At 68.0% G+C, this 21804-nt stretch carries 24 protein-coding genes and 1 tRNA gene; 16 read left to right on the forward strand and 9 right to left on the reverse strand.

Annotated elements, in window-relative coordinates; translation table 11 throughout:
- Positions 1 to 46: 46 nt before the first annotated feature.
- The 3 genes from BM214_RS04345 to BM214_RS04355 form a co-directional block, all read right to left on the reverse strand.
- Positions 47 to 850: a CbbQ/NirQ/NorQ/GpvN family protein gene (locus tag BM214_RS04345; RefSeq protein WP_090483991.1), complete on the reverse strand. Its 804-nt coding sequence runs from the start codon at positions 848 to 850 to the stop codon at positions 47 to 49.
- A 159-nt stretch (positions 851 to 1009) separates the two neighbouring features.
- Positions 1010 to 1339, reverse strand: a complete 330-nt coding sequence (locus BM214_RS04350; protein ID WP_090483992.1) for a ribulose bisphosphate carboxylase small subunit — start codon at positions 1337 to 1339, stop codon at positions 1010 to 1012.
- A 73-nt stretch (positions 1340 to 1412) separates the two neighbouring features.
- Positions 1413 to 2834, reverse strand: a complete 1422-nt coding sequence (locus BM214_RS04355; protein ID WP_090483993.1) for a form I ribulose bisphosphate carboxylase large subunit — start codon at positions 2832 to 2834, stop codon at positions 1413 to 1415.
- Between the two features lie 254 nt (positions 2835 to 3088).
- Between BM214_RS04355 and BM214_RS04360 the strand changes: the two genes are divergently transcribed.
- Together BM214_RS04360 and BM214_RS04365 are read left to right on the forward strand one after the other, a co-directional pair.
- Complete coding sequence (locus BM214_RS04360; RefSeq protein WP_090483994.1) at positions 3089 to 3370, forward strand: type II toxin-antitoxin system RelE/ParE family toxin; 282 nt, start codon at positions 3089 to 3091, stop codon at positions 3368 to 3370.
- A gap of 11 nt (positions 3371 to 3381) precedes the next feature.
- Positions 3382 to 3732 (forward strand): HigA family addiction module antitoxin, encoded by a 351-nt coding sequence (locus BM214_RS04365; RefSeq protein ID WP_090484115.1) that lies wholly within the window; start codon positions 3382 to 3384, stop codon positions 3730 to 3732.
- A 7-nt stretch (positions 3733 to 3739) separates the two neighbouring features.
- Here BM214_RS04365 and BM214_RS04370 read toward each other — a convergent pair whose 3' ends face one another.
- From BM214_RS04370 to cysD, 3 genes are read right to left on the reverse strand one after another with little or no spacing between them, the layout of a single operon-like run.
- Positions 3740 to 5509 (reverse strand): SLC13 family permease, encoded by a 1770-nt coding sequence (locus BM214_RS04370; protein ID WP_420797031.1) that lies wholly within the window; start codon positions 5507 to 5509, stop codon positions 3740 to 3742.
- Between the two features lie 9 nt (positions 5510 to 5518).
- Positions 5519 to 7429 carry a sulfate adenylyltransferase subunit CysN gene (gene cysN / locus BM214_RS04375; protein ID WP_090483995.1) on the reverse strand — a complete coding sequence of 637 codons (1911 nt, stop codon included), beginning with the start codon at positions 7427 to 7429 and terminating at the stop codon, positions 5519 to 5521.
- Complete coding sequence (gene cysD / locus BM214_RS04380; protein ID WP_090483996.1) at positions 7429 to 8340, reverse strand: sulfate adenylyltransferase subunit CysD; 912 nt, start codon at positions 8338 to 8340, stop codon at positions 7429 to 7431. The genes cysN and cysD overlap by 1 nt, the downstream gene beginning before the upstream one ends.
- A 233-nt stretch (positions 8341 to 8573) precedes the next feature.
- On the opposite strand from cysD, the gene nifE reads away from it, so the two are divergent.
- From nifE to nifM, 9 genes are all read left to right on the forward strand, one after another.
- Positions 8574 to 9986, forward strand: a complete 1413-nt coding sequence (nifE, locus tag BM214_RS04385) for a nitrogenase iron-molybdenum cofactor biosynthesis protein NifE (protein WP_090483997.1) — start codon at positions 8574 to 8576, stop codon at positions 9984 to 9986.
- Position 9987: 1 nt separating this feature from the next.
- On the forward strand, positions 9988 to 11394 hold the full coding sequence (gene nifN, locus BM214_RS04390; protein ID WP_090483998.1) for a nitrogenase iron-molybdenum cofactor biosynthesis protein NifN: 1407 nt from the start codon (positions 9988 to 9990) through the stop codon (positions 11392 to 11394).
- Positions 11354 to 11845 carry a NifB/NifX family molybdenum-iron cluster-binding protein gene (locus BM214_RS04395; protein WP_090483999.1) on the forward strand — a complete coding sequence of 164 codons (492 nt, stop codon included), beginning with the start codon at positions 11354 to 11356 and terminating at the stop codon, positions 11843 to 11845. Before nifN ends, BM214_RS04395 begins: the two co-directional genes overlap by 41 nt.
- Positions 11846 to 11911: 66 nt before the next feature.
- Positions 11912 to 12376 carry a NifX-associated nitrogen fixation protein gene (locus tag BM214_RS04400; protein WP_090484000.1) on the forward strand — a complete coding sequence of 155 codons (465 nt, stop codon included), beginning with the start codon at positions 11912 to 11914 and terminating at the stop codon, positions 12374 to 12376.
- Positions 12377 to 12440: 64 nt separating this feature from the next.
- Positions 12441 to 12722, forward strand: a complete 282-nt coding sequence (fdxB, locus tag BM214_RS04405; protein ID WP_090484001.1) for a ferredoxin III, nif-specific — start codon at positions 12441 to 12443, stop codon at positions 12720 to 12722.
- A gap of 165 nt (positions 12723 to 12887) precedes the next feature.
- On the forward strand, positions 12888 to 14042 hold the full coding sequence (gene nifV / locus BM214_RS04410; RefSeq protein WP_090484002.1) for a homocitrate synthase: 1155 nt from the start codon (positions 12888 to 12890) through the stop codon (positions 14040 to 14042).
- Positions 14043 to 14073: 31 nt separating this feature from the next.
- A complete protein-coding gene (nifW, locus tag BM214_RS04415; RefSeq protein ID WP_090484003.1) occupies positions 14074 to 14418 on the forward strand; it encodes a nitrogenase-stabilizing/protective protein NifW in 345 nt (114 codons plus the stop codon).
- A complete protein-coding gene (locus BM214_RS04420) occupies positions 14405 to 14875 on the forward strand; it encodes a nitrogen fixation protein NifZ (RefSeq protein WP_425319155.1) in 471 nt (156 codons plus the stop codon). Before nifW ends, BM214_RS04420 begins: the two co-directional genes overlap by 14 nt.
- A gap of 2 nt (positions 14876 to 14877) precedes the next feature.
- Positions 14878 to 15732, forward strand: coding sequence for a nitrogen fixation protein NifM (nifM, locus tag BM214_RS04425; RefSeq protein WP_177217578.1), 855 nt, complete (start codon positions 14878 to 14880; stop codon positions 15730 to 15732).
- Between the two features lie 18 nt (positions 15733 to 15750).
- Here the strand turns inward: nifM and BM214_RS04430 are convergent, their stop codons facing one another.
- From BM214_RS04430 to BM214_RS04440, 3 genes are all read right to left on the reverse strand, one after another.
- A complete protein-coding gene (locus BM214_RS04430) occupies positions 15751 to 16452 on the reverse strand; it encodes an MBL fold metallo-hydrolase (protein WP_090484006.1) in 702 nt (233 codons plus the stop codon).
- A 78-nt stretch (positions 16453 to 16530) separates the two neighbouring features.
- Positions 16531 to 16731, reverse strand: a complete 201-nt coding sequence (locus tag BM214_RS04435) for a YgaP family membrane protein (protein WP_090484119.1) — start codon at positions 16729 to 16731, stop codon at positions 16531 to 16533.
- Positions 16732 to 16790: 59 nt separating this feature from the next.
- Positions 16791 to 18089, reverse strand: a complete 1299-nt coding sequence (locus BM214_RS04440) for a citrate synthase (RefSeq protein WP_090484007.1) — start codon at positions 18087 to 18089, stop codon at positions 16791 to 16793.
- A gap of 300 nt (positions 18090 to 18389) precedes the next feature.
- Here BM214_RS04440 and BM214_RS04445 point away from each other — a divergent pair, with 300 nt between their 5' ends.
- From BM214_RS04445 to BM214_RS04465, 5 genes are all read left to right on the forward strand, one after another.
- Positions 18390 to 18611 (forward strand): (2Fe-2S)-binding protein, encoded by a 222-nt coding sequence (locus BM214_RS04445; protein ID WP_090484008.1) that lies wholly within the window; start codon positions 18390 to 18392, stop codon positions 18609 to 18611.
- Between the two features lie 114 nt (positions 18612 to 18725).
- A complete protein-coding gene (gene bfr / locus BM214_RS04450; RefSeq protein WP_090484009.1) occupies positions 18726 to 19220 on the forward strand; it encodes a bacterioferritin in 495 nt (164 codons plus the stop codon).
- Positions 19221 to 19334: 114 nt separating this feature from the next.
- Positions 19335 to 19411, forward strand: a tRNA-Arg gene (locus BM214_RS04455).
- Between the two features lie 52 nt (positions 19412 to 19463).
- Positions 19464 to 20744, forward strand: a complete 1281-nt coding sequence (locus tag BM214_RS04460) for a nucleotide sugar dehydrogenase (protein ID WP_090484010.1) — start codon at positions 19464 to 19466, stop codon at positions 20742 to 20744.
- A 42-nt stretch (positions 20745 to 20786) separates the two neighbouring features.
- Positions 20787 to 21794: an NAD-dependent epimerase gene (locus BM214_RS04465; protein WP_090484011.1), complete on the forward strand. Its 1008-nt coding sequence runs from the start codon at positions 20787 to 20789 to the stop codon at positions 21792 to 21794.
- The last annotated feature ends 10 nt before the right edge of the window (positions 21795 to 21804 follow it).

Here is a 21804-nt window from a genome sequence, read left to right on the forward strand (position 1 = left end):
CAAGGGTACGGCGCCCGGTGGCGGGCACCCGGTCCGGTGCTGGGCCTCAGAAGAAGGTGGTCACCGCCGCGTCCAGGGCATCGCGCATGTCCGGGTCGTCGGTGAGCGGCCGCACCAGGGCCATGCGGCAGGCGGCCAGGGGAGGCACACCGCGCTGGATGAGGGAGCCGGCATGCACCAGCATGCGCGTGGAGATGCCCTCGTCCAGCCCGTGTCCCTTGAGGTTGCGGGCCCGCTCCGCCACGCTCACCAGCTTGCCAGCGGTATCGCCATCCACGCCGGTCTCGTGGGTGACGATCTCCCGCTCCACCTCCGCCTCCGGATAGCCGAAGTCCAGGGCCCCGAAGCGCTGCTTGGTGGACTGCTTCAGGTCCTTCATCAGGCTCTGGTAGCCGGGGTTGTAGGAGATCACCAGCTGAAAGTCCGCATGGGCCTTGACCAGCTCGCCCTTCTTCTCCAGGGGCAGCACCCGGCGGTTATCGGTGAGGGGATGGATCACCACCACGGTGTCCTGGCGGGCCTCCACCACCTCGTCCAGGTAGCAGATGGCGCCATGGCGCGCCGCCAGGGTCAGGGGCCCGTCCTGCCAGCGGGTGCCGTCCGCATCCAGCAGGTAGCGGCCCACCAGGTCCGAGGCGGTCATGTCCTCGTTGCAGGCCACGGTGATCAGGGGTCTGTCCAGCTTCCAGGCCATGTATTCCACGAACCGGGTCTTGCCGCAGCCGGTGGGGCCCTTGAGCATCATGGGCATGCGTACGGCGTAGGCCGCCTCGTACAGCTCCACTTCCTCCCCGACGGCACGGTAATAGGGTTCCTCGGGGATGCGGTAGTCGCGGATATCGTCTTGCATGATCACTCCTCCGGGACCTCCGGGCACCGCCGGAGGCACCTGCGTCAGGATCCGGGCCCGCGCGCACGGGCCCGGGGATGTGGCCGATCCCTCGTCCCCGCAAGGTCGCCGCGGGGCCGGGCAAGGGGAAGACCCCTTGCCCGCGAGGGGGGCAGCGGGTCAGCCCCGGTGCACCACGAAGGCCAGGCCCTGGCTCTGGGCGTAGTTGTCGTAGCCGATCAGGCGCACCATGTGGCCGGGGTTCTCCTGGCGGCAGGCCTCCACCTCGGCCAGTACGGTGTCCACCGACTGCTCGCCGAACATGGGCAGCTTCCACATGTACCAGTAGTGGCCGAAGGCGTTTTCCGGCTCGCTGTGTTCCACCGCCGGGTTCCAGCCCTGTTCGATGATGTACTCCACCTGCTTGCGGACCTGTTCGGGGTTCATCTCCGGCAGGTAGGAGAAGGTCTCGTATTTCTGCGACTGCTTGAAGCTCTGGATGTCGGACATGGGTCATCCCTCCTGAAAACCTGAAATCGGGGCCTGTGGGCGCCCGGCGGGCGCCCCAGAGTGGGTGCGGACCTCAGCGGTGCTGCACGTCCAGCTTGTCCACGGTGTCAAACTCGAACTTGATCTCCTTCCAGGTCTCCATGGCGACCTTGAGTTCGGGGCTATGCTGGGCGGCGGCGGTGAGGATCTCCTTGCCTTCCTTCTCGGTCTCGCGGCCCTCGTTGCGGGCCTGGACGCAGGCCTCCAGGGCCACGCGGTTGGCCGTGGCCCCGGCGGCATTGCCCCAGGGATGGCCCAGGGTGCCGCCGCCGAACTGGAACACGGCGTCGTCACCGAAGATGGAGAGCAGGGCGGGCATGTGCCAGACGTGGATGCCACCGGAGGCCACGGCGAAGACGCCGGGCATGGAGCCCCAGTCCTGATCGAAGAAGATCCCCCGGGAGCGGTCTTCCTTGATGTAGTCGTCCCGCAGCAGGTCGATCCAGCCCAGGGTGGCGTCCCGGTCCCCCTCCAGCTTGCCCACCACGGTGCCGGTGTGCAGGTGGTCGCCGCCGGAGAGGCGCAGGATCTTGGCCAGCACCCGGAAGTGGATGCCGTGGCGGGGATGGCGGTCCATGACCGCGTGCATGGCGCGGTGGATGTGCAGCAGCATGCCGTTGTCGCGGCACCAGTTGGCCAGGCCGGTGTTGGCGCAGAAGCCGCCGGTGATGTAGTCGTGCATGATGATGGGGGCGCCGATCTCCTTGGCGTACTCGGCGCGCTTGTACATCTCCTCCGGCGTGGGGGCGGTGACGTTCAGGTAGTGGCCCTTGCGCTCGCCGGTCTCCGCCTCGGCCTTTTCGATGGCCTCCATGACGAAGTCGAAACGCTGCCGCCAGCGCATGAAGGGCTGGGAGTTGACGTTCTCGTCGTCCTTGGTGAAGTCCAGGCCGCCGCGCAGGCACTCGTACACGGCGCGGCCGTAGTTCTTGGCGGAGAGGCCCAGCTTGGGCTTGATGGTGCAGCCCAAAAGGGGACGGCCGTACTTGTTCATGACGTCCCGTTCCACCTGGATGCCGTGGGGCGGGCCGCCGCAGGTCTTGACATAGGCGATGGGGAAGCGCACGTCCTCCAGGCGCAGGGTGCGCACCGCCTTGAAGCCGAAGACGTTGCCCACCAGGGAGGTGAAGACGTTCACCACCGAACCTTCCTCGAACAGGTCGATGGGGTAGGCGATGAAGGCGTAGAAGCATTCGTCGTCGCCGGGCACGTCCTCGATCTTGTAGGCCCGGCCCTTGTAGTAGTCCAGGTCGGTGAGCAGGTCGGTCCACACCGTGGTCCAGGTGCCGGTGGAGGATTCGGCGGCCACGGCGGCGGCGGCCTCTTCCCGGTCCACGCCGGGCTGGGGGGTGACCTTGAACACGGCCAGGATGTCCGTGTCGCGGGGGGTGTATTCGGGGGTCCAGTAGGTCTGGCGGTAGTCCTTCACACCAGCGCTGTAGGTCTTTGCGGCCATCGTCGACTCCTTTGGGTTCGGATTCTGTTCATCCCGCCGCTGGGCGGTCGAAATGAATGTAGTCGTGTTCGACGTGGGAAAGCCTACGCCCGCTTTCTCATTAATTAAAATCAATCTTCATGATGGTGTTCATCAAGGATTGCTGATGGTTTGGGGGTGGGGCCTTGCCGTGGGGGCTTACGCGGTCGAATTCCGGCCGGTCATCTGGACGTATTCGGTCTTTACGCATTACGTAAAATGTACAAAATGAATGGATGATCAAGACGTTCGCGGATAAAAGGACGGCCGCGCTGTTCGATGATCGAGCCGTGCGGTCTGTTGCGCCTGCGCTGCGAAGGAAGGTTCGTCGCAAGCTCATGCAACTGGATGCGGTGGATGATGTGGATGCGTTGCGTGTCCCGCCGGGCAATCACCTGGAGAAGCTCAGCGGCCGAAGATCAGGCCAGTGGAGTATTCGAGTGGATGCCCAGTGGCGTCTGTGCTTCCGCTTTGAGGGCGGGCATGCTTGGGATGTGGAGTTTTGTGATTACCATTAGAGGTGGGGATGATGATGAGTATCGATCGGCATACGGTCTCCAGTCTGGCTTACGATGAGGCGGACGCGCTGGATCGGGATGACCCCATAGGGCCGGGGGAGATCCTGCGTGAGGACTTCATGGAGCCCCTGGAACTCTCAGCGGCCGCATTGGCAAGGGCACTGGATGTCCCGGCCAACCGGATTACGGCCATCCTCAAGGGGGAGCGTGGCGTGACGGCGGATACGGCCCTGCGGCTGGCGCGTTATTTCGGCACCACCGCGGAATTCTGGATGCGCCTTCAGTCCGAGTATGAACTGCGCCGGGCGCGACAGAGCCTGGCCGATAAAATCCATCGAACGGTCTCCCCGAGGGTGGCTTGAGGAATGATCACCCCCAGATCAGGGGGATGAGGGCCAGGGCCACCGCGCCGGTGAGCAGGGTCATGGGGATGCCGGCGCGCAGGTAGTCGCTGAAGCGGTAGCCGCCGGGGCCGAAGACCATGAGATTGGTCTGGTAGCCGAAGGGGGTGGCGAAGCTGGCGGAGGCGGCGAACATGATGGTGACGGCAAAGGGCAGCACGCTCATCCCCAGGTCCTGGGCCACCGACAGGCTCACGGGGAACATGAGTACGGCGGCGGCGTTGTTGGTGATCAGGGCCGTGAGCAGGGCGGTGGCCAGGTAGACCCCCAGAAGGTTCATCCAGGGCAGCTCCCCCGCCAGGGCGGTGATGCCCAGGGCCAGGTCCCGGGCCAGGCCGGTGTTCTCCATGGCCGCGGAGATGCCGAAGGCGGCGGCGATGGTGAGCAGCACGGACCAGTCCAGGCTGGCGCGGGCGTTGAACATGCCCACGCAGCCGCTGAGGATCATCCCCCCCGCCGCGGCCAGGGCCGCCTCCAGCATGCTCAAAAGCCCCGAGGCGGCCGTGGCCACCATGGCGATCAGGATGCCCAGGGCCACCAGGGCGCGGTCGTGGCGCGGGGCCGCCGAGTCCTGGATCTGGGTCATGAGGAAGAAGTCCCGCCGGTTGCGGTGCTGGGCCAGGAAGCCGGAGCTGGCCTCCACCAGCAGGGTGTCGCCGGGGCGCAGGGTGATGTCGCCGATCTTGCCGTGCAGGCGCTGGCCGTTGCGGGCCACGGCGATGACCACGGCGTTGTAACGGTTGCGGAACTGGCCGTCGCGGATGGTCATGCCGGCGATGGGGCAGGTGTCGGAGACCACCATCTCCAGCAGCACCCGGTCGGCGCGGTGGCCGTCCAGTTTGAACACCTGACCGGTGGCCGGGGACAGGCCGCGGATGCGCTGCAGGTCCGCCATGGAGTCCACCACCCCCACGAAGATGAGGCGGTCGCCGGCCTGTAACCTCTCCTGGGGGGAGACGGCGGGCAGCAGGGTGCCCTGGCGGTCCAGCTCCATGAGAAAGCCGCCGGGCAGGTGGCGCAGGCCCGCCTCCTCGATGGTGCGCCCCACCAGGGGGCCGCCCGGTTCCACCAGCATCTCCAGGGTGTATTCCCGTGGATCGTCGATCTTGTCCATGACCGGGCGCCGGTCGGGGAACAGGTGGCGGTTGAACACCAGCATGAAGAGCAGGCCGGCCAGGGCTACGGGAACGCCCACCCAGGCGATGTCGAGGATGCCCAGGCCCTCGCCGCCGTCCTGGATGAGCAGGCCGTTGACCACCAGGTTGGTGCTGGTGCCGATCACCGTCACCGTGCCGCCGAGGATGGCGGCGTAGGACAGGGGCATCATGAGCCGGGAGACGGGCAGTTCCAGCTTGCGCGCCCATTCGTTTACCGCGGGGATGAGCATGCCCACCACCGGGGTGTTGTTGAGGAAGGCGCTGAGGAAGGCCACCGGTGCCGTGAGCCGCCACTGGGCCCGGCGCAGGGAACGGGGCCGTCCCAGGAGGGCATGCACGATCCACTGGATGCCGCCGGTCTCCCGCAGCCCGGCCACCACCACGTAGAGGGCGGCGATGGTGATCACCCCCTCGTTGGCGAACCCGGAGAAGGCCTCTGCGGGGGTGATGACCCCGGTCAGCAGCAGCACCACCACGCCCCCCAGGAACACCAGGTCCGGGGCGGTGCGGGTGAGGGTGAGCACCGCGAGCATGCCCGCCACCACCAGGGCGGTGAGCCCGGCATCCATGGGCAGGGTCATGGCCGGGGCCTAGCGGGGGATCATGCCCTGGTCCCGCAGGGCCTCGATGACCCGGTCGGCGGCCGCCTCCACGTCCAGGCGGGCGCCTTCCAGGGTCACCTCCGGGGCCTCGGGGGGTTCGTAGGGGGAGTCGATGCCGGTGAAGTTCTTCAGCTCTCCCTTGCGGGCCTTGCGGTAGAGCCCCTTGGGATCCCGCTGCTCGGCCACCTCCAGGGGGGTGTCCATGTACACCTCCACGAACTCCCCGTCCTCCAGCAGGTCCCGGGCCAGGCGGCGCTCGGAGCGGAAGGGGGAGATGAAGGCGGTGAGCACGATGAGCCCGGCATCCACCATGAGCCGGCTCACCTCGGCGATGCGGCGGATGTTCTCCACCCGGTCCTCCTCGGTGAAGCCCAGGTCGCGGTTGAGGCCGTGGCGGACGTTGTCCCCGTCCAGCAGGTAGGTGTGCACCCCCAGGGCGTGGAGCTTCTTCTCCACCCGGTTGGCCACGGTGGACTTGCCGGATCCGGAGAGTCCGGTGAACCAGATCACCCCCGGGCGGTGCCCCTTGAGGGCGGCGCGGGCGGCCTTGTCCACGTCCACGTGCTGCAGGTGGATGTTGTGGGCGCGGCGCAGGGCGAATTCGATCATGCCGGCGCCCACGGTGTGGTTTTCGAAACGGTCGATGAAGATGCAACTGCCCATGTCCCGGTTCTCTTCATAGGGATCGAAGGGGATGGGCCGGTCCAGGCTGATGTTGCACACGCCGATGCCGTTGAGTTCCAGGGTGTCGGCGGCCAGGCGCTCCAGGGTGTTCACGTTCACCTGGTACTTGATGTCGGTGACCGTGGCCTGCACCGTCTGCGCCCCGGCCTTCATCAGGTAGGTGCGCCCGGGGTAGAGGGGTTCCTCGTGCATCCAGACGATCCTGGCCTCGAACTGGTCGGCCACCTGGGCGGGGGCGTCGGCGCCGCAGATCACCGAGCCCCGGGAGACGTCGATCTCGTCCTCCAGGGTGAGGGTGATGGATTCCCCCGCCAGGGCCCGGGGCCGGTCCCCCTCGTCGCCGACGATGCGCGCCACCCGGCTCTCCTTGCCCGAGGGCAGGACCCGCACCCGGTCCCCGGGGTGCAGGACGCCGCCGGCCAGGGTGCCGCAGAAGCCGCGAAAGTCCAGGTTGGGGCGGTTGACCCACTGTACCGGCAGGCGCACGGGGGCCCGCTGCATGCGCGTCTCGTCCACCTCCACCGTCTCCAGACAGCCCATGAGGGTGGGGCCGTGGAACCAGTGCATGGCGGGGCTGGGGTGGAGGATGTTGTCCCCCTTGAGGGCGGAGACGGGGATGGCGGTGAAGTCCTCCATGCCGATGAGATCGGCGAAGGCGCGGTAGTCGTCCACGATGCGCCGGAAGACCCCGGCGTCGTAGTCCACCAGGTCCATCTTGTTGATGGCCAGGATGATGTGGCGGATCCCCAGCAGGTGCACCAGGTAGCTGTGGCGCCGGGTCTGGGTGAGTACACCGTTGCGGGCGTCCACCAGGATCACCGCGGCGTCCGCCGTGGAGGCGCCGGTGACCATGTTGCGGGTGTACTGCTCGTGGCCGGGGGTATCGGCGACGATGAACTTGCGCTGCTGCGTGGAGAAGAAGCGGTAGGCCACGTCGATGGTGATGCCCTGTTCCCGCTCCGCCGCCAGACCGTCCACCAAAAGGGCCAGGTCCATGGCGTCCGCCTGGGTGCCCCATTTCTTCGAGTCCTTCTCGATGGCGGCCAGCTGGTCCTCGAAGAGCATCTGCGAGTCGAACAGCAGGCGGCCGATGAGGGTGCTCTTGCCGTCGTCCACGCTGCCGCAGGTGATGAACCGCAACAGGCCCTTGTGTTCATGCTGCTTGAGGTAGGCCTCGATGTCCGAGGCGATGAGTTCGTCCTGGACGTGGGACATCAGAAATACCCCTCTTGCTTCTTCTTCTCCATGGAGGCGGCGCTGTCGTGGTCGATGACGCGGCCCTGGCGCTCGGAGGTGCGGGTGAGCAGCATCTCCTGGATGATGCCGGGCAGGGTGTCCGCCTCGGATTCGATGGCCCCGGTGAGGGGATAGCAGCCCAGGGTACGGAAGCGCACCTTTTTCATCTCGGGCCTCTCCCCCGGCTCCAGGGGCATGCGCTCGTCATCCACCATGATCAGGGCGTTGTCCCGCCGCACCACCGGCCGCTCGGCGGCGAAGTACAGGGGCACGATGGGGATGTCCTTGAGGTAGATGTACTGCCAGATGTCCAGTTCGGTCCAGTTGGAGAGGGGGAAGACACGGATGGATTCCCCCTTGTGCTTGCGGGCGTTGTAGAGCTTCCACAACTCCGGGCGCTGGTTCTTGGGGTCCCAGCGGTGCTGGGCGGTGCGAAAGGAGAAGATGCGCTCCTTCGCCCGGGATTTTTCCTCATCCCGGCGCGCACCGCCGAAGGCGGCGTCGAAGCCGTGGGCATTGAGGGCCTGCTTCAGGGATTCCGTCTTCATGATGTCGGTATGCAGCGCCGAGCCGTGGGTGAAGGGGTTGATGTCCCGCTCCACCCCCTCGGGATTGACGTGCACGATCAGATCCAGCCCCAGCTCCCGGGCCATGCGGTCGCGGAAGGCGTACATCTCCCGGAACTTCCAGCGGGTGTCCACGTGCAGCAGGGGAAAGGGGGGCTTGGCCGGATGGAAGGCCTTCATGGCCAGGTGCAGCATCACCGAGCTGTCCTTGCCGATGGAGTAGAGCATCACCGGGTTCTCGGTCTCCGCCACCACTTCCCGCATGATGTGGATGCTCTCCGCCTCCAGGCGCTGGAGGTGGGTGAGGTAGTCGCCGTCGCGCATGTCGCGTGCCTGTATTCTCGGATGCCGGAATGATGGCGTGAAATGATGGAGGAAAACCGGTCGGCTTGCCAGCATCGCCCGTTGCCCTGAAGGGGCGGTTTCCCACAGACCCGTTGCCATTGTCGCCTTTGCGACACCCCTATCCTCCCGGGGGCACCGCACCGCGCCGGATCCACCCTGGCCCGCAAGTTGCTAATCCTTCCCCCAAGACACACGCGGCAAGGGGAGCGGACATGAAGGCGGGCGAGATCAAGGCGCTGATGGACGAACCGGCCTGCGGGCACAACACCGCCGCCAAGTCCGGCTGCGCCCGGCCCAAGCCGGGGGCCGCCGCCGGGGGGTGCGCCTTCGACGGGGCCCAGATCGCCCTGCTGCCGGTGGCGGACGTGGCCCATGTGGTCCACGGTCCCATCGCCTGCGCCGGCAATTCCTGGGACAACCGCGGTACCCGCTCCTCCGGGCCGGATCTCTTCCGGCGGGGGCTGACCACGGACCTGACGGAGCAGGACGTGATCATGGGCCGCTCGGAGAAGCGCCTGCTGCATGCCATCCGCCAGGCCATCGAGACCTTCGATCCCCCGGCCGTGTTCGTCTACAACACCTGCGTGCCGGCCCTGGTGGGGGACGACGTGGGGGCGGTGTGCCGCGCGGCCCAGGCCCGCTTCGGCGTGCCCGTGGTGTGCGTGGATGCGGCCGGGTTCTACGGCTCCAAGAACCTGGGCAACCGCATCGCCGGCGAGGCCATGGTGGAGCAGGTGGTGGGCACCGGCGAGCCGCCGCCCCCGCGGCAGGCGGGACACGGGGGGCGGGTCCACGACATCAACCTCATCGGCGAGTACAATATCGCCGGGGAGTTCTGGCATGTGCTGCCCCTGCTGGACGAGTTGGGGCTGCGGGTGCTGTGCACCCTCTCGGGGGATGCCCGTTTCCACCAGGTGCGCACCATGCACCGGGCCCGGGCGAGCATGGTGGTGTGCTCCAAGGCCATGCTCAATGTGGCCCGCAAGCTGGAGGAACGCTACGCCATCCCCTGGTTCGAGGGCAGCTTCTACGGCATCACCGACATGTCCGCGGCCCTGCGGGGGTTCGCCCGCCTGCTGCGGGATCCGGATCTGACCCAGCGCACCGAGGCCCTCATCCGGCGTGAGGAGGATCGCATCCGGGCGCGCCTGGCCCCCTGGCGGGAGCGCCTGAAGGGGCGGCGGGTGCTGCTCTATACCGGCGGGGTGAAGTCCTGGTCCGTGGTCTCGGCCCTGCAGGACCTGGGCATGGAGGTGGTGGCCACGGGTACGCGCAAGTCCACCGAGGCGGACAAGGCCCGCATCCGTGACCTCATGGGCGAGGACGCCCGTATGATCGAGGAGGGCAATCCCGGCGCCCTGCTGGAGGTCTTCGAGCAGACCCGGGCGGATGTGCTCATCGCCGGGGGACGCAATCTCTACACGGCCCTCAAGGCCCGCATCCCCTTTCTGGATATCAACCAGGAGCGGGAGCACGCCTACGCCGGTTATGAAGGGATGCTGGAGCTGGCGCGGCAACTGGCCCTCACCCTGGAGAGCCCCATCTGGCCCTGGGTGCGGGGCGAGGCCCCCTGGGATGCACAGGGATGGCCCCATACCGCCCCGTCCGCGGCGGAGGTGCGCTGACATGGCCGAGGTCACCCAGCGCGCCCGTCCCCTATCCGTTGGCCCCCTCAAGGCCAGTCCGCCCCTGGGGGCGGCCCTGGCGATGCTGGGGATGGACCGGTCCATCCCCCTGCTGCATGGGGCCCAGGGGTGTACCGCCTTTGCCAAGGTCTTCCTGGTGCAGCATTTCCGTGAGCCCATCCCCCTGCAGACCACGGCCATGGATCAGGTGAGCGCCGTCATGGGGGGCGATGACCCGCTGCAGGAGGCCCTGGCGACCCTCTGCGGGAAGACCCGCCCGGCCCTCATCGGCGTGCTCACCACCGCCCTGAGCGAGACGGAGGGGGCGGATGTGCAGCGGGTGATCCGCCGCTTCCGGGCGGATCACCCCGAGTACGACGACGTGGCCATCGTCCCCGTGGCCACCCCCGATTTCACCGGGGATGCCGAGGCCGGTTTCACCCGGGCGGTGACGGCCCTCATCGATACCCTGGTGCCTGTGTCCGATCGTGCTGGCGCAAGCCCCCGTCAGGTGAACGTGCTGGCGGGGCAGCACCTCACCCCGGGGGATGTGGAGGCCCTGCGGGATGTGATCGAGGCCTTCGGCCTGGAGGCCGTGATCCTTCCGGACCTCTCCGGTTCCCTGGATGGCCATCTGGCGCCGGCCCGCCTTGCCGCCACCACCACCGGCGGCACCCCCGTGGAGGCCCTGCAACGCATGGGCGAGTCCGCCTTGACCCTGGTGATCGGGGACGCTTTGGCCCCGGCGGCGGACCGGCTGCGGGCACGTACCGGCGTGCCCGACCTGCGCCTGGACACCCTCATGGGTCTGGCGGCGGTGGATGAACTGCTGGTGGCCCTGTCCCGGCTGAGCGGGCGTCCGGTCCCGTCCCGGCTGCGGCGGGAGCGCAGCCGGCTGCAGGACGCCATGCTGGACAGCCATTTCATGCTGGGGGCGCAGCGGGTGGCCGTGGCCGGCGAGCCGGACCGGGTCTACGCCCTGGCCCGCCTGGTGCAGGAGATGGGCGGGGAGGTGGTGGCCGCGGTGGCCACCCGCAAGGCCCCCATCCTGGGGCGGGTCCCCGCCGCCCAGGTGCGGGTGGGGGATCTGGAGGATCTCGAGACCCTGGCGCGTCAGGGCAGGGCCGGTTGCCTGATCACCAACGCCCACGGCGTGGAGACCGCCCGGCGCCTGGGGATCCCGCTGCTGCGGGCGGGCTATCCCCAGCACGACCGACTGGGGGGCTTCCAGCGCACCTGGATCGGCTACGCCGGCACCCGCCAGACCCTGTTTGACCTGGCCAACCTGCAACTGGAATCGGCGGGGCACCAGGCCGTGGCGCCCTACCGTCCCCTTCATGACCATCCCCCTGCGGAGGCACCGGAACATGGCCCTGCAACGCCGCCTGCGACTGGTTGCCCCGCCTGATGGGGCCCCGGACGGGGCCGACCTGCGCCTGGCCTTCGCCAGCAGCGACCTGGAACGGGTGGATCGCCACTTCGGCGACACCCCGGCCCTGGTGATCCATCGCCTGGATCCGGACGGCCCCCGGCGGGTGGTGGTGGCCCAGTTCACGCCCATGCCCAGCCACGGGGAGACCGAGACGGACCGGCTGAGCCCGCGCATCCGCGCCCTGGAAGGCTGCGCCGCCGTGTACTGCGAGGCCGCCGGGGTGAGCGCGGTACAACAACTCCTGGCGGTGGGGGTGCAGCCGGTGAAGGTGCCTCCCGGGAGCCCGATCCGGGAACTGCTGCTGGAGCTGCAGGCCTGCCTGCGGGCAGGCCGTCCTCCCGCCTGGATGCGCCGGGCCGCCCTGCGGCGCAAGGAGTCACCGCAGGGCTTCGAGGCCCTGGCGGATCTCCCCTGGGACGGGGAATGAGCCCCGGTGGCCTTACCCGCATGACACCCAACGCAAGCCAAGACCACAGCGAGGAAGACAAGACCCATGCCTAGCGAGACCCTGGAAAAAGACCCGATCCTGGAGACCGATTTCGTGCAGGAGGTGATCCGCCAGTTGCGGGCCCTGGACACCTTCGGCGCACGGGATGGGATGTCCGACCACCAGCTCCTGGAGCGCCTCCTGCTCACCCGGGAGCGGCTGCGGGAGATCCCCATGGTGGGGACGCCGGATGCCGAGGCCCTGACCCGCCTGCGGGTCTTCTACAACGCCCTGGCGGCGCTGATCGAGCGGGAGTGCGGCCGCATGGCCACGCCCATGATCCAGGTGAACGCCGAGGGCTTCGGTCGGGTGATCGTCTCCGTGGGCAAGCTGCTGGTGCTGGACCGGACCCTGCGGGATGTCCATCGCTTCGGTTTCGAGAGTCTGTCGCGCATGAAGACGGAGGCGGACAAACAGCTCTCCGTGGCCCTGAACATCCTCGGCGATCACCCCAAGGCCGCCGGGATCTGAACCGACAACGATCCCCGTCCTGGTTAAAGGGCCGGGACGGGCATCCCGTAAGAGGAATTGCATCGTGGAACCCATCACCGGCCTGACCCGGGGCGGCACCCCCTGGACCCCCGCCTTCATCACGGCCCTGAACGAGGACCACTGCATCGGCTGTGGCCGCTGCTACAAGGTCTGTCCCCGCCATTGCTTCGAACTGGTGGAGCGGGAGCCCGAGGACGAAGATGAGGATGATCTGGACGAGGCCGGCATGGTGATGCGCCTCGCCGATCCCATGGACTGCATCGGCTGCGGGGCCTGCGCCCGGGTCTGTCCCAAGCAGTGCCATGAACACGCCCCGGCCTGCTGATGTCCCGGCCGGGGATGTCGCACATGCCACAGGCGGGGCCCGGGTGTGCCACAAGCCCCCTTGCCAGCCCCATAACTTTGGTTTTCTTTTTCTTTGAAATCAATCGGATGAGATCATGGCACGGAGTTCGCTAGGGATAATGGAAGACCCCTTGGAGAACAGGCCATGTGCAGCCAACCGGCGCTCGTGATCGACGATACCACCCTGCGCGACGGTGAACAGTCCGCCGGGGTGGCCTTCAGCAACGTGGAGCGCGCCGCCATCGCCCGCGGCCTGGATGGCCTGGGGGTGCCGGAACTGGAGGTGGGCATCCCCGCCATGGGGCCCGAAGAACGGGAATCCATCCGCATGATCGCCGCCCTGGGCCTGCGGGCGCGGTTGCTGGTGTGGGCCCGCATGCGCGGGGATGACCTGGCCGCCTGCCGCGACCTGGGGGTCTGGATGGTGGATCTCTCCATCCCCGTGTCGGATCAGCAGATCGGCCGCAAGCTGGGCCGGGACCGGGGCTGGGTGCTGGCCTGCATCCGCCGCCACGTGGCCGAGGCCCGGGCCCTGGGGCTGGAGGTGGGGGTGGGCGGGGAGGATGCCTCCCGCGCCGATCCCGATTTCCTCTGCCAGGTGCTGGAGACGGCCCAGGCCGCCGGGGCGCGGCGCTTCCGCTTCGCCGACACCGTGGGGATCCTGGAGCCCTTCGGGGTCCTGGAACGCTTCCGCCGCCTGGCCGCCGCCTCGGACCTGGAACTGGAGATGCACGCCCACGATGACCTGGGCCTGGCCACGGCCAACACCCTGGCGGCGGCCCTGGGGGGCGCCACCCATGCCAATACCACGGTGAACGGCATCGGCGAGCGGGCGGGCAACGCGGCCCTGGAGGAAGTGGTCCTGGCCCTGGCCCAGCTCCACGGCATCGACACCGGGGTGGATCTGAAGGCCTTCCCCGCCCTGTCCCGCCTGGTGGAGACCGCCTCCGGGCGCCCCGTGCACTGGCAGAAGAGCCTGGTGGGGGAGGGGGTGTTCACCCACGAGGCGGGCATCCATGTGGACGGGTTGATGAAGGACCCGGCCAACTACCAGGGGGTGGATCCGGCCCTGCTGGGGCGGGAACACCGCCTGGTGCTGGGCAAGCACTCCGGCAGCGGCGCCGTCATCCAGGCCTACGCCCGCCTGGGCATCCCCCTGGATCGGGAGCGGGCCCTGCTGCTGCTTTCCCGGGTGCGCCGCCACGCCTGCGCCCACAAGCGTGCCCCCACGCCCTCGGAACTGATGTCCTGGTACCGGGCCCTGGAGGCCCCCGTCGCCCCCACCGTGGCCTGTTCCTGAAGGCTTGTCCCATCCCCGAGGAGGACCCCGCATGCACACCGCCCTGCACGATGAACTCCGCGCCCTGGAATCCGCCGAGGACTTCCTGGGGCATTTCGCCATCCCCTACGACCCCGATGTGGTCGGGGTCCACCGCTTGCATATCCTGCAGCGCTTCCACGACTACCTGAACGCCGCCACCTTCCCGCAAGGGGACCTGCAGGTGCAGCGGGACCATGGCCGGGCCCTGCTGCTGCGGGCCTACACGGACTTCGTCCATTCCGACGCCCGCACGGAACAGGTATTCGCGGTCTTCCGCCGGTCCCCGCCGGGGGTCACCCGCATCCCCCTGGAGCAGGCCTTTGTGCATCGGGGGCCGGGTCATGGCGATGCCTGAGCCGGGGATGGACGAGGGATATGACTACGGCACCCGGGTGCGGGTGGTCCGCAGCCTGCGCAATGACGGCACCTACCCGGGGCTGGACCGGGGGGATCTGCTGGTGCGGCGCGGGGCCGTGGGGGTGGTCATCGGCCGCGGCACCTTCCTGCAGGATCAGGTGATCTACAGCGTGCACTTTTTGGACGTGGACCGTGTGGTGGGTTGCCGGGACAGGGAACTCATCCCCGCCGATGCCCCCTGGGTGCCCAGCCGCTTCGAGCCCAGGGACCGGGTGCACCCCCGCATCCCCCTGGGCATCCGCGGAGAGGTGGTGGCCCCCGCCGGGACCCCGGGGGAGGTGCTGCAGGTGCTGCGGGATGCCCCCGGCGGGGTGGCCTATCACGTGGATTTTCACGGGCGGATCCTGGAGGTGCCGGAGACGGCCCTGGCCGCCCCGGAAGAAGAGGAGACATGAGGATGAACATGCAATCCCCGGCGCAGGATCCGGATCTGACCTACCTGCGCCTGCGCACGGCCCTGGAGTGCTTTCAAAAACCCTGGGGGGATCTGGACGAGGGCCAGCGGGAGACGGTGCGGACCCGGGCCCATCGTGCCCGGGCCATCGGCGCCCGGGTCCTGGCCTCGCCCCAGGCCTTTGGCGTGCACGTGCCGGAAGAGACCCTGGACCACGCCCTGGCGGAGATCCGGGGGCGCTATCCCGACGCGGCGGCCTTCCTGCGGGACCTGCACGCCCAGGGCTTCGATGAGCCGGCCTTTCGCCGTGCCCTGGAGCGGGACCTGCGCCTGGAGGCGGTGCTGGACCGGGTGGCCCACCGCGCCGACCCCGTGACCGAGGTGGAGGTGGAACTCTTCTACCATCTGCACCTGGAGCGTTTCCACCGCCCCGAGACCCGCGGCGTGCGTCAGATCCTGGTGACCGTGAATCCCGACTTCCCGGAGAACACCCCCAAGGCCGCGCGTCGTCGCCTTACCCGCATGGTCCGGGCGCTGCGCCGGGGCGAGGCCCGCTTCGAGGACCTGGCGGCACGCCATTCCGAGTGTCCCAGCGCCCTCCATGGCGGTCTGCTGGGGCGCGTCCCCCGGGGGACCCTCTTCCCCGAGCTGGAGCGGGCCCTGTTTACCCTGCAGCCGGGGGAGATCAGCCCGGTCCTGGAGACGGAGGTGGGGCTGCACCTGCTGCGTTGCGACGAGGTGATCCCGGCGGGGACGGTGCCTTTGGATCAGGTGCGGGGGCGCATCCGCACCCAACTGGAGAAACGCCGCCGCAAGGCCTGCCAGCGGGCCTGGCTGGAGGCCCTGATGGCCTCCTGAAGGCGCGGGGGTGGGCCGTTAGCCGGCGGGGGCCGGTTCCGGACCGTAGGGGCCGCTGCGCACCCGGTCGTGGACCTCCATGCGGTAATGCACGAAGGCCTCGGGATCCTCGAACCGCAGGAAGGGATTGCCCTGGATCTGCTGTTCCAGGGTGGTGGAGGGTTCCACGCCGTAGTCATGGCCGGGGTGGATGCGGGTGCGGGACGGGAGGGTGTCCTTCAGCCGTTGCAGGCTGGCGTACAGGGCCCGCGGGTCGCCGCCGGGGAGATCGCAGCGGCCGCAGCCGTAGACGAACAGGGTGTCCCCGGTGATCAGGTCGTCCCCCACGAGATAGCAGGCACCGCCCGGGTTATGCCCCGGGGTGTGCAGCACGTGGATGGGGGTGCCGCCCAGGTGGAAGGTATCCCCGTCGCGGTGCAGGATGGCGTCGCCGGGGGCATGTCCCCAGGCCTCGGCCTCCGCCGCCGTAAGATGCACCCGCAGCTGGGCCCGGGCCCGCAGGGGTTCCAGGGCATTGATGTGGTCCGTGTGGCTGTGGGTGAGCAGGATGTCGGTGAGGGTGAGCCCGTTGCGGCCGACGCAGTCCATGATGGCGTCGGCATCCCAGGCCGGGTCCACCACGGCGGCATGGTGCGTGGTCCGGTCCTCGAGGACATACACCAGGTTGTCCATGGGACCGAGTCGCAGGGTGTGGATGCGGTGGCCGGGGGTATCGGGCATGGGGACTCCGGCAGGCGTGGGGGATGAGAAGACACGGGGCGATCCCGCCGAAGCGGGGCCGCCCCGTGTTGCGCCGGCTCAGTTGAAGGCCTGGCCGGGTTTGAAGCCGAACTTCTTCAGTATGATGGCCGCGGGGCAGAAGCCCGTGAAGGCCGACTGGATCAGGTTCACCCCAACAAAGGCGGTGAGCCACAGCCACAGGGGGCTGGCCAGGGACAGCAGCAGGCTCAGCAGGATCATGCTGCCGGCGACCACCAGGACCGCGCGGTCGATGCTCATGTTGTTCATGCTCCTTCTCCTCTCCTTGAAGTTTCGGTAAGGCCAATATAGTCCTGGGTTCAGCGCTTCTCAATGGGCACGTAGTCCCTGGGCGCGGCTCCGGTGTAGAGCTGGCGCGGGCGGCCGATGCGGGATTCGGGGTCTTGCATCATCTCGCACCAGTGGGCGTTCCAGCCGACGATGCGAGCCAGGGCGAAGATGGCGGTGAACATGTTCAGCGGGATGCCCATGGCCCGCAGGATCAGCCCCGAGTAGAAGTCCACATTGGGGTAGAGCTTGCGTTCCTTGAAGTAGTCGTCCTCCATGGCGATGCGCTCCAGTTCCATGGCCACCTCGAACATGGGTTGGTTCTCCGCCCCCATCTGCCGCAGCAGCTCGTGGCACATCTTGCGGATGATCTTGGCGCGGGGGTCGTAGTTCTTGTAGACGCGGTGGCCAAAGCCCATGAGCCGGAAGGGGTCATCCTTGTCCTTGGCGCGGTCGACGAAGTGCTCCACCTTCTGCCCGCTCTCGACGATGTCCTCCAGCATGCGCACCACCTTCTCGTTGGCGCCGCCGTGCAGCGGCCCCCACAGGGAGGCGATACCGGCGGAGACGGCGGCGAAGGGGTTGGCCTCGGAACTGCCGGAGAGGCGCACCGTGGAGGTGGAGGCATTCTGCTCGTGGTCCGCGTGCAGGATCAGGATCAGGTCCAGGGCCTTGGCGAAGATGGGGTTGGGTTCGTAGCGCTCGGTGGGCACGCCGAACATCATGCGCAGGAAGTTCTCGCTGTAGCCCAGCTCGTTGTCCGGATACAGGAAGGGCTGGCCGATGGCGTACTTGTAGGACCAGGCAGCGATGGTGGGCATCTTGGAGATCATGCGGTGGGCCGCGATCTCACGGTGATGGGGGTTGTGCACATCGGTGCTGTCGTGGAAGAAGGCCGACAGGGCCCCGAAGACCCCCACCATGATGGCCATGGGATGGGCGTCGTGGCGGAAGCCGTCATAGAAGCGGCGGATGGCCTGATGGGGCATGGAGTGCTTCTGGATGATGCGGGTGAAGGTCTCCAACTCCGTGGCCGTGGGCAGCTCGCCGTAGAGCAGCAGGTAGCAGGTCTCCAGATAGGTGCTGTGTTCCGCCAGCTGCTCGATGGGGTAGCCGCGGTACATCAGGATGCCCTTCTCCCCGTCGATGAAGGTGATGTCGCTGCGGCAGCTGGCGGTGGACATGAAGCCGGGATCGTAGGTGAAGTAGCCCAGCTCCCTGGACAGGGGGCGGATGTCCACCGTGGCCGGCCCCAGGGTCCCCTCGAGGACGGGCAGTTCCACCTGTTTGCCGGTGGCGTTGTCGATGACCGTGACGGTACGGGATGTCATGGGGAATTCCTCGTCATCCGTTGTGCTGAAAAAGGGGTCGTCCCGGGGCGGTGTACGTATCCGCCATGTCCGATGCGCCCACGCCGGGAACCGGACTGCACTGTATTGCGTTGCAGCACCCGGCGTCCATGTTCCTGGCCCGCAAAGGCTGCCTTCCTCGGGGTTTCGACGGGGCCGGCGGGCATGAATCCGACCATTATGCCAGAGAATATCCCGAGGGGGATCGCCTGGCCGGCGTTTGACAGGGGGAGGGGGGCGGCCTAATTTCGCAGTACCAGGATCAACAATTGAGGTGGTGTGATGTACGTTTGCCTGTGCCGGCAGGTGACCGACCGGGCCATCCGCCGTGCCATCGCCGAGGGGGCGGACAGCCTGGAGGCCCTGCAGGCGCAACTGGGGGTGTGCCTCGAGTGCGGGCGTTGCACCGCCCAGGTGGAGGCCCTTCTTCAGGAGGCACGGGAGCAGCGGCGACCGGAAGGGCAAGGGGAGGGGATGTCGATCCCTGCCAGTCCCCCGCGCTGAATCCCTCCCGAGGGTGGCATTTTTCCGGATTTGATTTAGACTCGATCTAAGTCAGATCCGGGGCCGGATCGATCCGGCCCATGGGAAACGCCCACGCAGCGGGAGGGAGAGATCATGAAAGGCGACCATCAGATCATCGAACACCTGAATCAGGCCCTCAAGGGGGAGCTGACTGCCATCAACCAGTACTTCCTGCATGCCCGTATGTTCAAGAACTGGGGGCTGAGCCGGCTGGATGCCTACGAGTACCGGGAGTCCATCGACGAGATGAAGCATGCCGACCGGCTCATCGAACGCATCCTGTTCCTGGAGGGACTGCCCAATCTGCAGGACCTGGGCAAGCTCTACATCGGCGAGCATGCCCGGGAATGCCTGGAATGCGACCTGAAGCTGGAGCTGGAGGGCCACGCCGTGTACAAGCGCGGCATCGCCCACGCCCACGAGGTGGGGGATCACGTCACCCGGGACCTGCTCACGGAGATCATCACCGAGGAGGAGGGGCATATCGACTGGATCGAGACCCAGCTGGAGCTCATGGACCGCATCGGCGTGGCCCGCTGGGAGCAGACCATGATGGGGGACCCCACGGCCCCGGAGGCGGAGGCCTGATCCCGGGTCCGGGTTCCGGGGCCGCGCTTTGGGGATGCCTTTCGGGGGGGCGGGGAAGTGGGCTATCCTATGCCCCCGCCGCGGTGCCATCGTGGGCCATCGCGGGCGGGATATGCCCCGGTAGCTCAGCTGGATAGAGCATCCCCCTCCTAAGGGGAAGGTCGCAGGTTCGAATCCTGCCCGGGGCGCCAGTTCTCCGACAGGGCCCGGGGCGGCCCGGAACCGGCAAGGCGAGGGATCCCCATGAACGAGAAGATCGGTGTCATCGGCCTCGGGTACGTGGGCCTGCCCGTGGCCCTGGCCTTTGCGCGGCGCGCTCCGGGCACCGTTGGATTCGACATCAGTCCGCGCCGCATCCGCACCCTGCGGGACGGCCACGATTACACCGGGGAGGTGACGTCCCAGGAGTTGCGGGAGGCGGATCTGCACCTCACCGACGACCCGGGGGATCTGTCCGGCTGCACCTTCCTCGTGGTCACCGTGCCCACCCCCATCGACGAGAACCGTCAGCCGGACCTGGGCCCCCTGGTCCGTGCCTGCGAGACCGTGGGCCGGGTGCTGGCAAAGGGGGCGGTGGTGGTCTTCGAGTCTACGGTCTATCCCGGGGTCACCCAGGAGGTGTGCGGACCCACCCTGGCCCGGGCCTCCGGGCTGCGCCAGGGGGTAGACTTCAAACTGGGCTATTCCCCCGAACGCATCAATCCCGGCGACCGGGAACACACCCTGGAACGCATCGTCAAGGTGGTGGCCGGTGAGGACGCGGCCACCCTGGAGCGGGTGGCCGCCGCCTACGGGGCCATCGTCGAGGCCGGTGTGCACCGGGCCCCCAGCATCCAGGTGGCCGAGGCCGCCAAGGTGATCGAGAACACCCAGCGGGACCTGAACATCGCCCTGATGAACGAGCTGGCCCTGATCTTCGACCGCCTGGGCATCCGCACCCGGGACGTATTGGAGGCCGCCGGCACCAAGTGGAACTTCCTGCCCTTTCGTCCTGGCCTTGTGGGCGGGCACTGCATCGGCGTGGACCCCTATTACCTCACCGCCAAGGCCAAGGCGGTGGGCTACTATCCCCAGGTGATCCTGGCGGGGCGGCGCATCAACGACGGCATGGGGGCCTACGTGGCCCAGCGCCTGGTGAAGCTGCTCATCGAACAGGACCGGCCCGTCAAGCGCGGCCGCGTGGGGGTGCTGGGCATCACCTTCAAGGAGGACGTGCCGGATCTGCGCAACTCCCGCGTGCCCGACATCCTCCAGGAGCTGCGCCAGTTCGGCATCGAGCCTTTGGTGCACGACCCCCTGGCGGACCCGGCAGAGGCCCGCCAGGAGTACGGCCTGGAACTGACCGACCTGGAGGCCTTCACCGACCTGGACGGGCTCATCCTGGCCGTGCCCCACCGGGCCTACCTGGACCGGGGTGCCCCGGGGCTGTGCCGGCACCTGGTGGACGGCGGGGTACTGGTGGACGTGAAGTCCGTCCTGTCGCCGCAAGAAGTGCCTGAAAACCTTCGCCACTGGAGCCTTTGAAGGCCCCGGAGCGACATCCAACACCACCACCGAGGGGAAGACATGAAGGTCCTGGTCACCGGCACGGCGGGATTCATCGGCGCAGCCCTGGCCCTGCGCCTCCTGGAGCGCGGCGATGAGGTGATCGGCGTCGACAACCTCAACGACTACTACGACGTGAACCTCAAGAAGGCGCGTCTGGAGCGGCTCACGCCCCATCCGGGTTTCACCGATGTGCGCGCCGACATCGCCGACCGCGAGGCCATGGAGGCGGTCTTTGCCCGCCACCGGCCGCAGCGGGTGGTGAACCTGGCCGCCCAGGCGGGGGTGCGCTACTCCCTGGAGAATCCCCACGCCTACGTGGACACCAACCTGGTGGGCTTTCTCAATATCCTGGAGGGCTGCCGCCACTTCGGTGTGGAGCACCTGGTCTACGCGTCCTCCAGCTCCGTCTACGGCGCCAACACCCGCCTGCCGTTCACGGTGCACGACAACGTGGATCACCCCGTGAGCCTCTACGCCGCCAGCAAGAAGGCCAACGAGCTCATGGCCCATACCTACAGCGCCCTCTATGGCCTGCCCACCGCGGGCCTGCGCTTCTTCACCGTCTACGGCCCCTGGGGCCGGCCCGACATGGCCCTGTTCCTCTTCACCCGCAACATCCTGGAGGGGCGGCCCATCGACGTCTTCAACTACGGCCATCACAAACGGGACTTCACCTTCATCGACGACATCGTCGAGGGGGTGCTGCGTACCCTGGACCAGGTGGCCGAACCCGACCCGGCCTGGTCCGGGGAGCGGCCGGACGCCGCCACCAGCTTCGCCCCCTACCGCCTGTACAACATCGGCAACCACCGTCCGGTGGAACTCCTGCACTACATCCAGGTGCTGGAGGACTGCCTGGGGCGCAAGGCGGAGAAGAACCTGCTGCCCCTGCAGCCGGGGGATGTGCCCGACACCTTTGCCGATGTGCAGGACCTGATGGACGACGTGGGCTATGCCCCCGCCACGCCGGTGGAGGAGGGGGTGGAGCGCTTCGTGCGCTGGTACCGGGATTTCTACGGGGTCTGAGCGTGTCCGC

Origin of the sequence: Ectothiorhodospira mobilis (assembly GCF_900114895.1) — a bacterium.
GTDB lineage: Bacteria > Pseudomonadota > Gammaproteobacteria > Ectothiorhodospirales > Ectothiorhodospiraceae > Ectothiorhodospira > Ectothiorhodospira mobilis_A.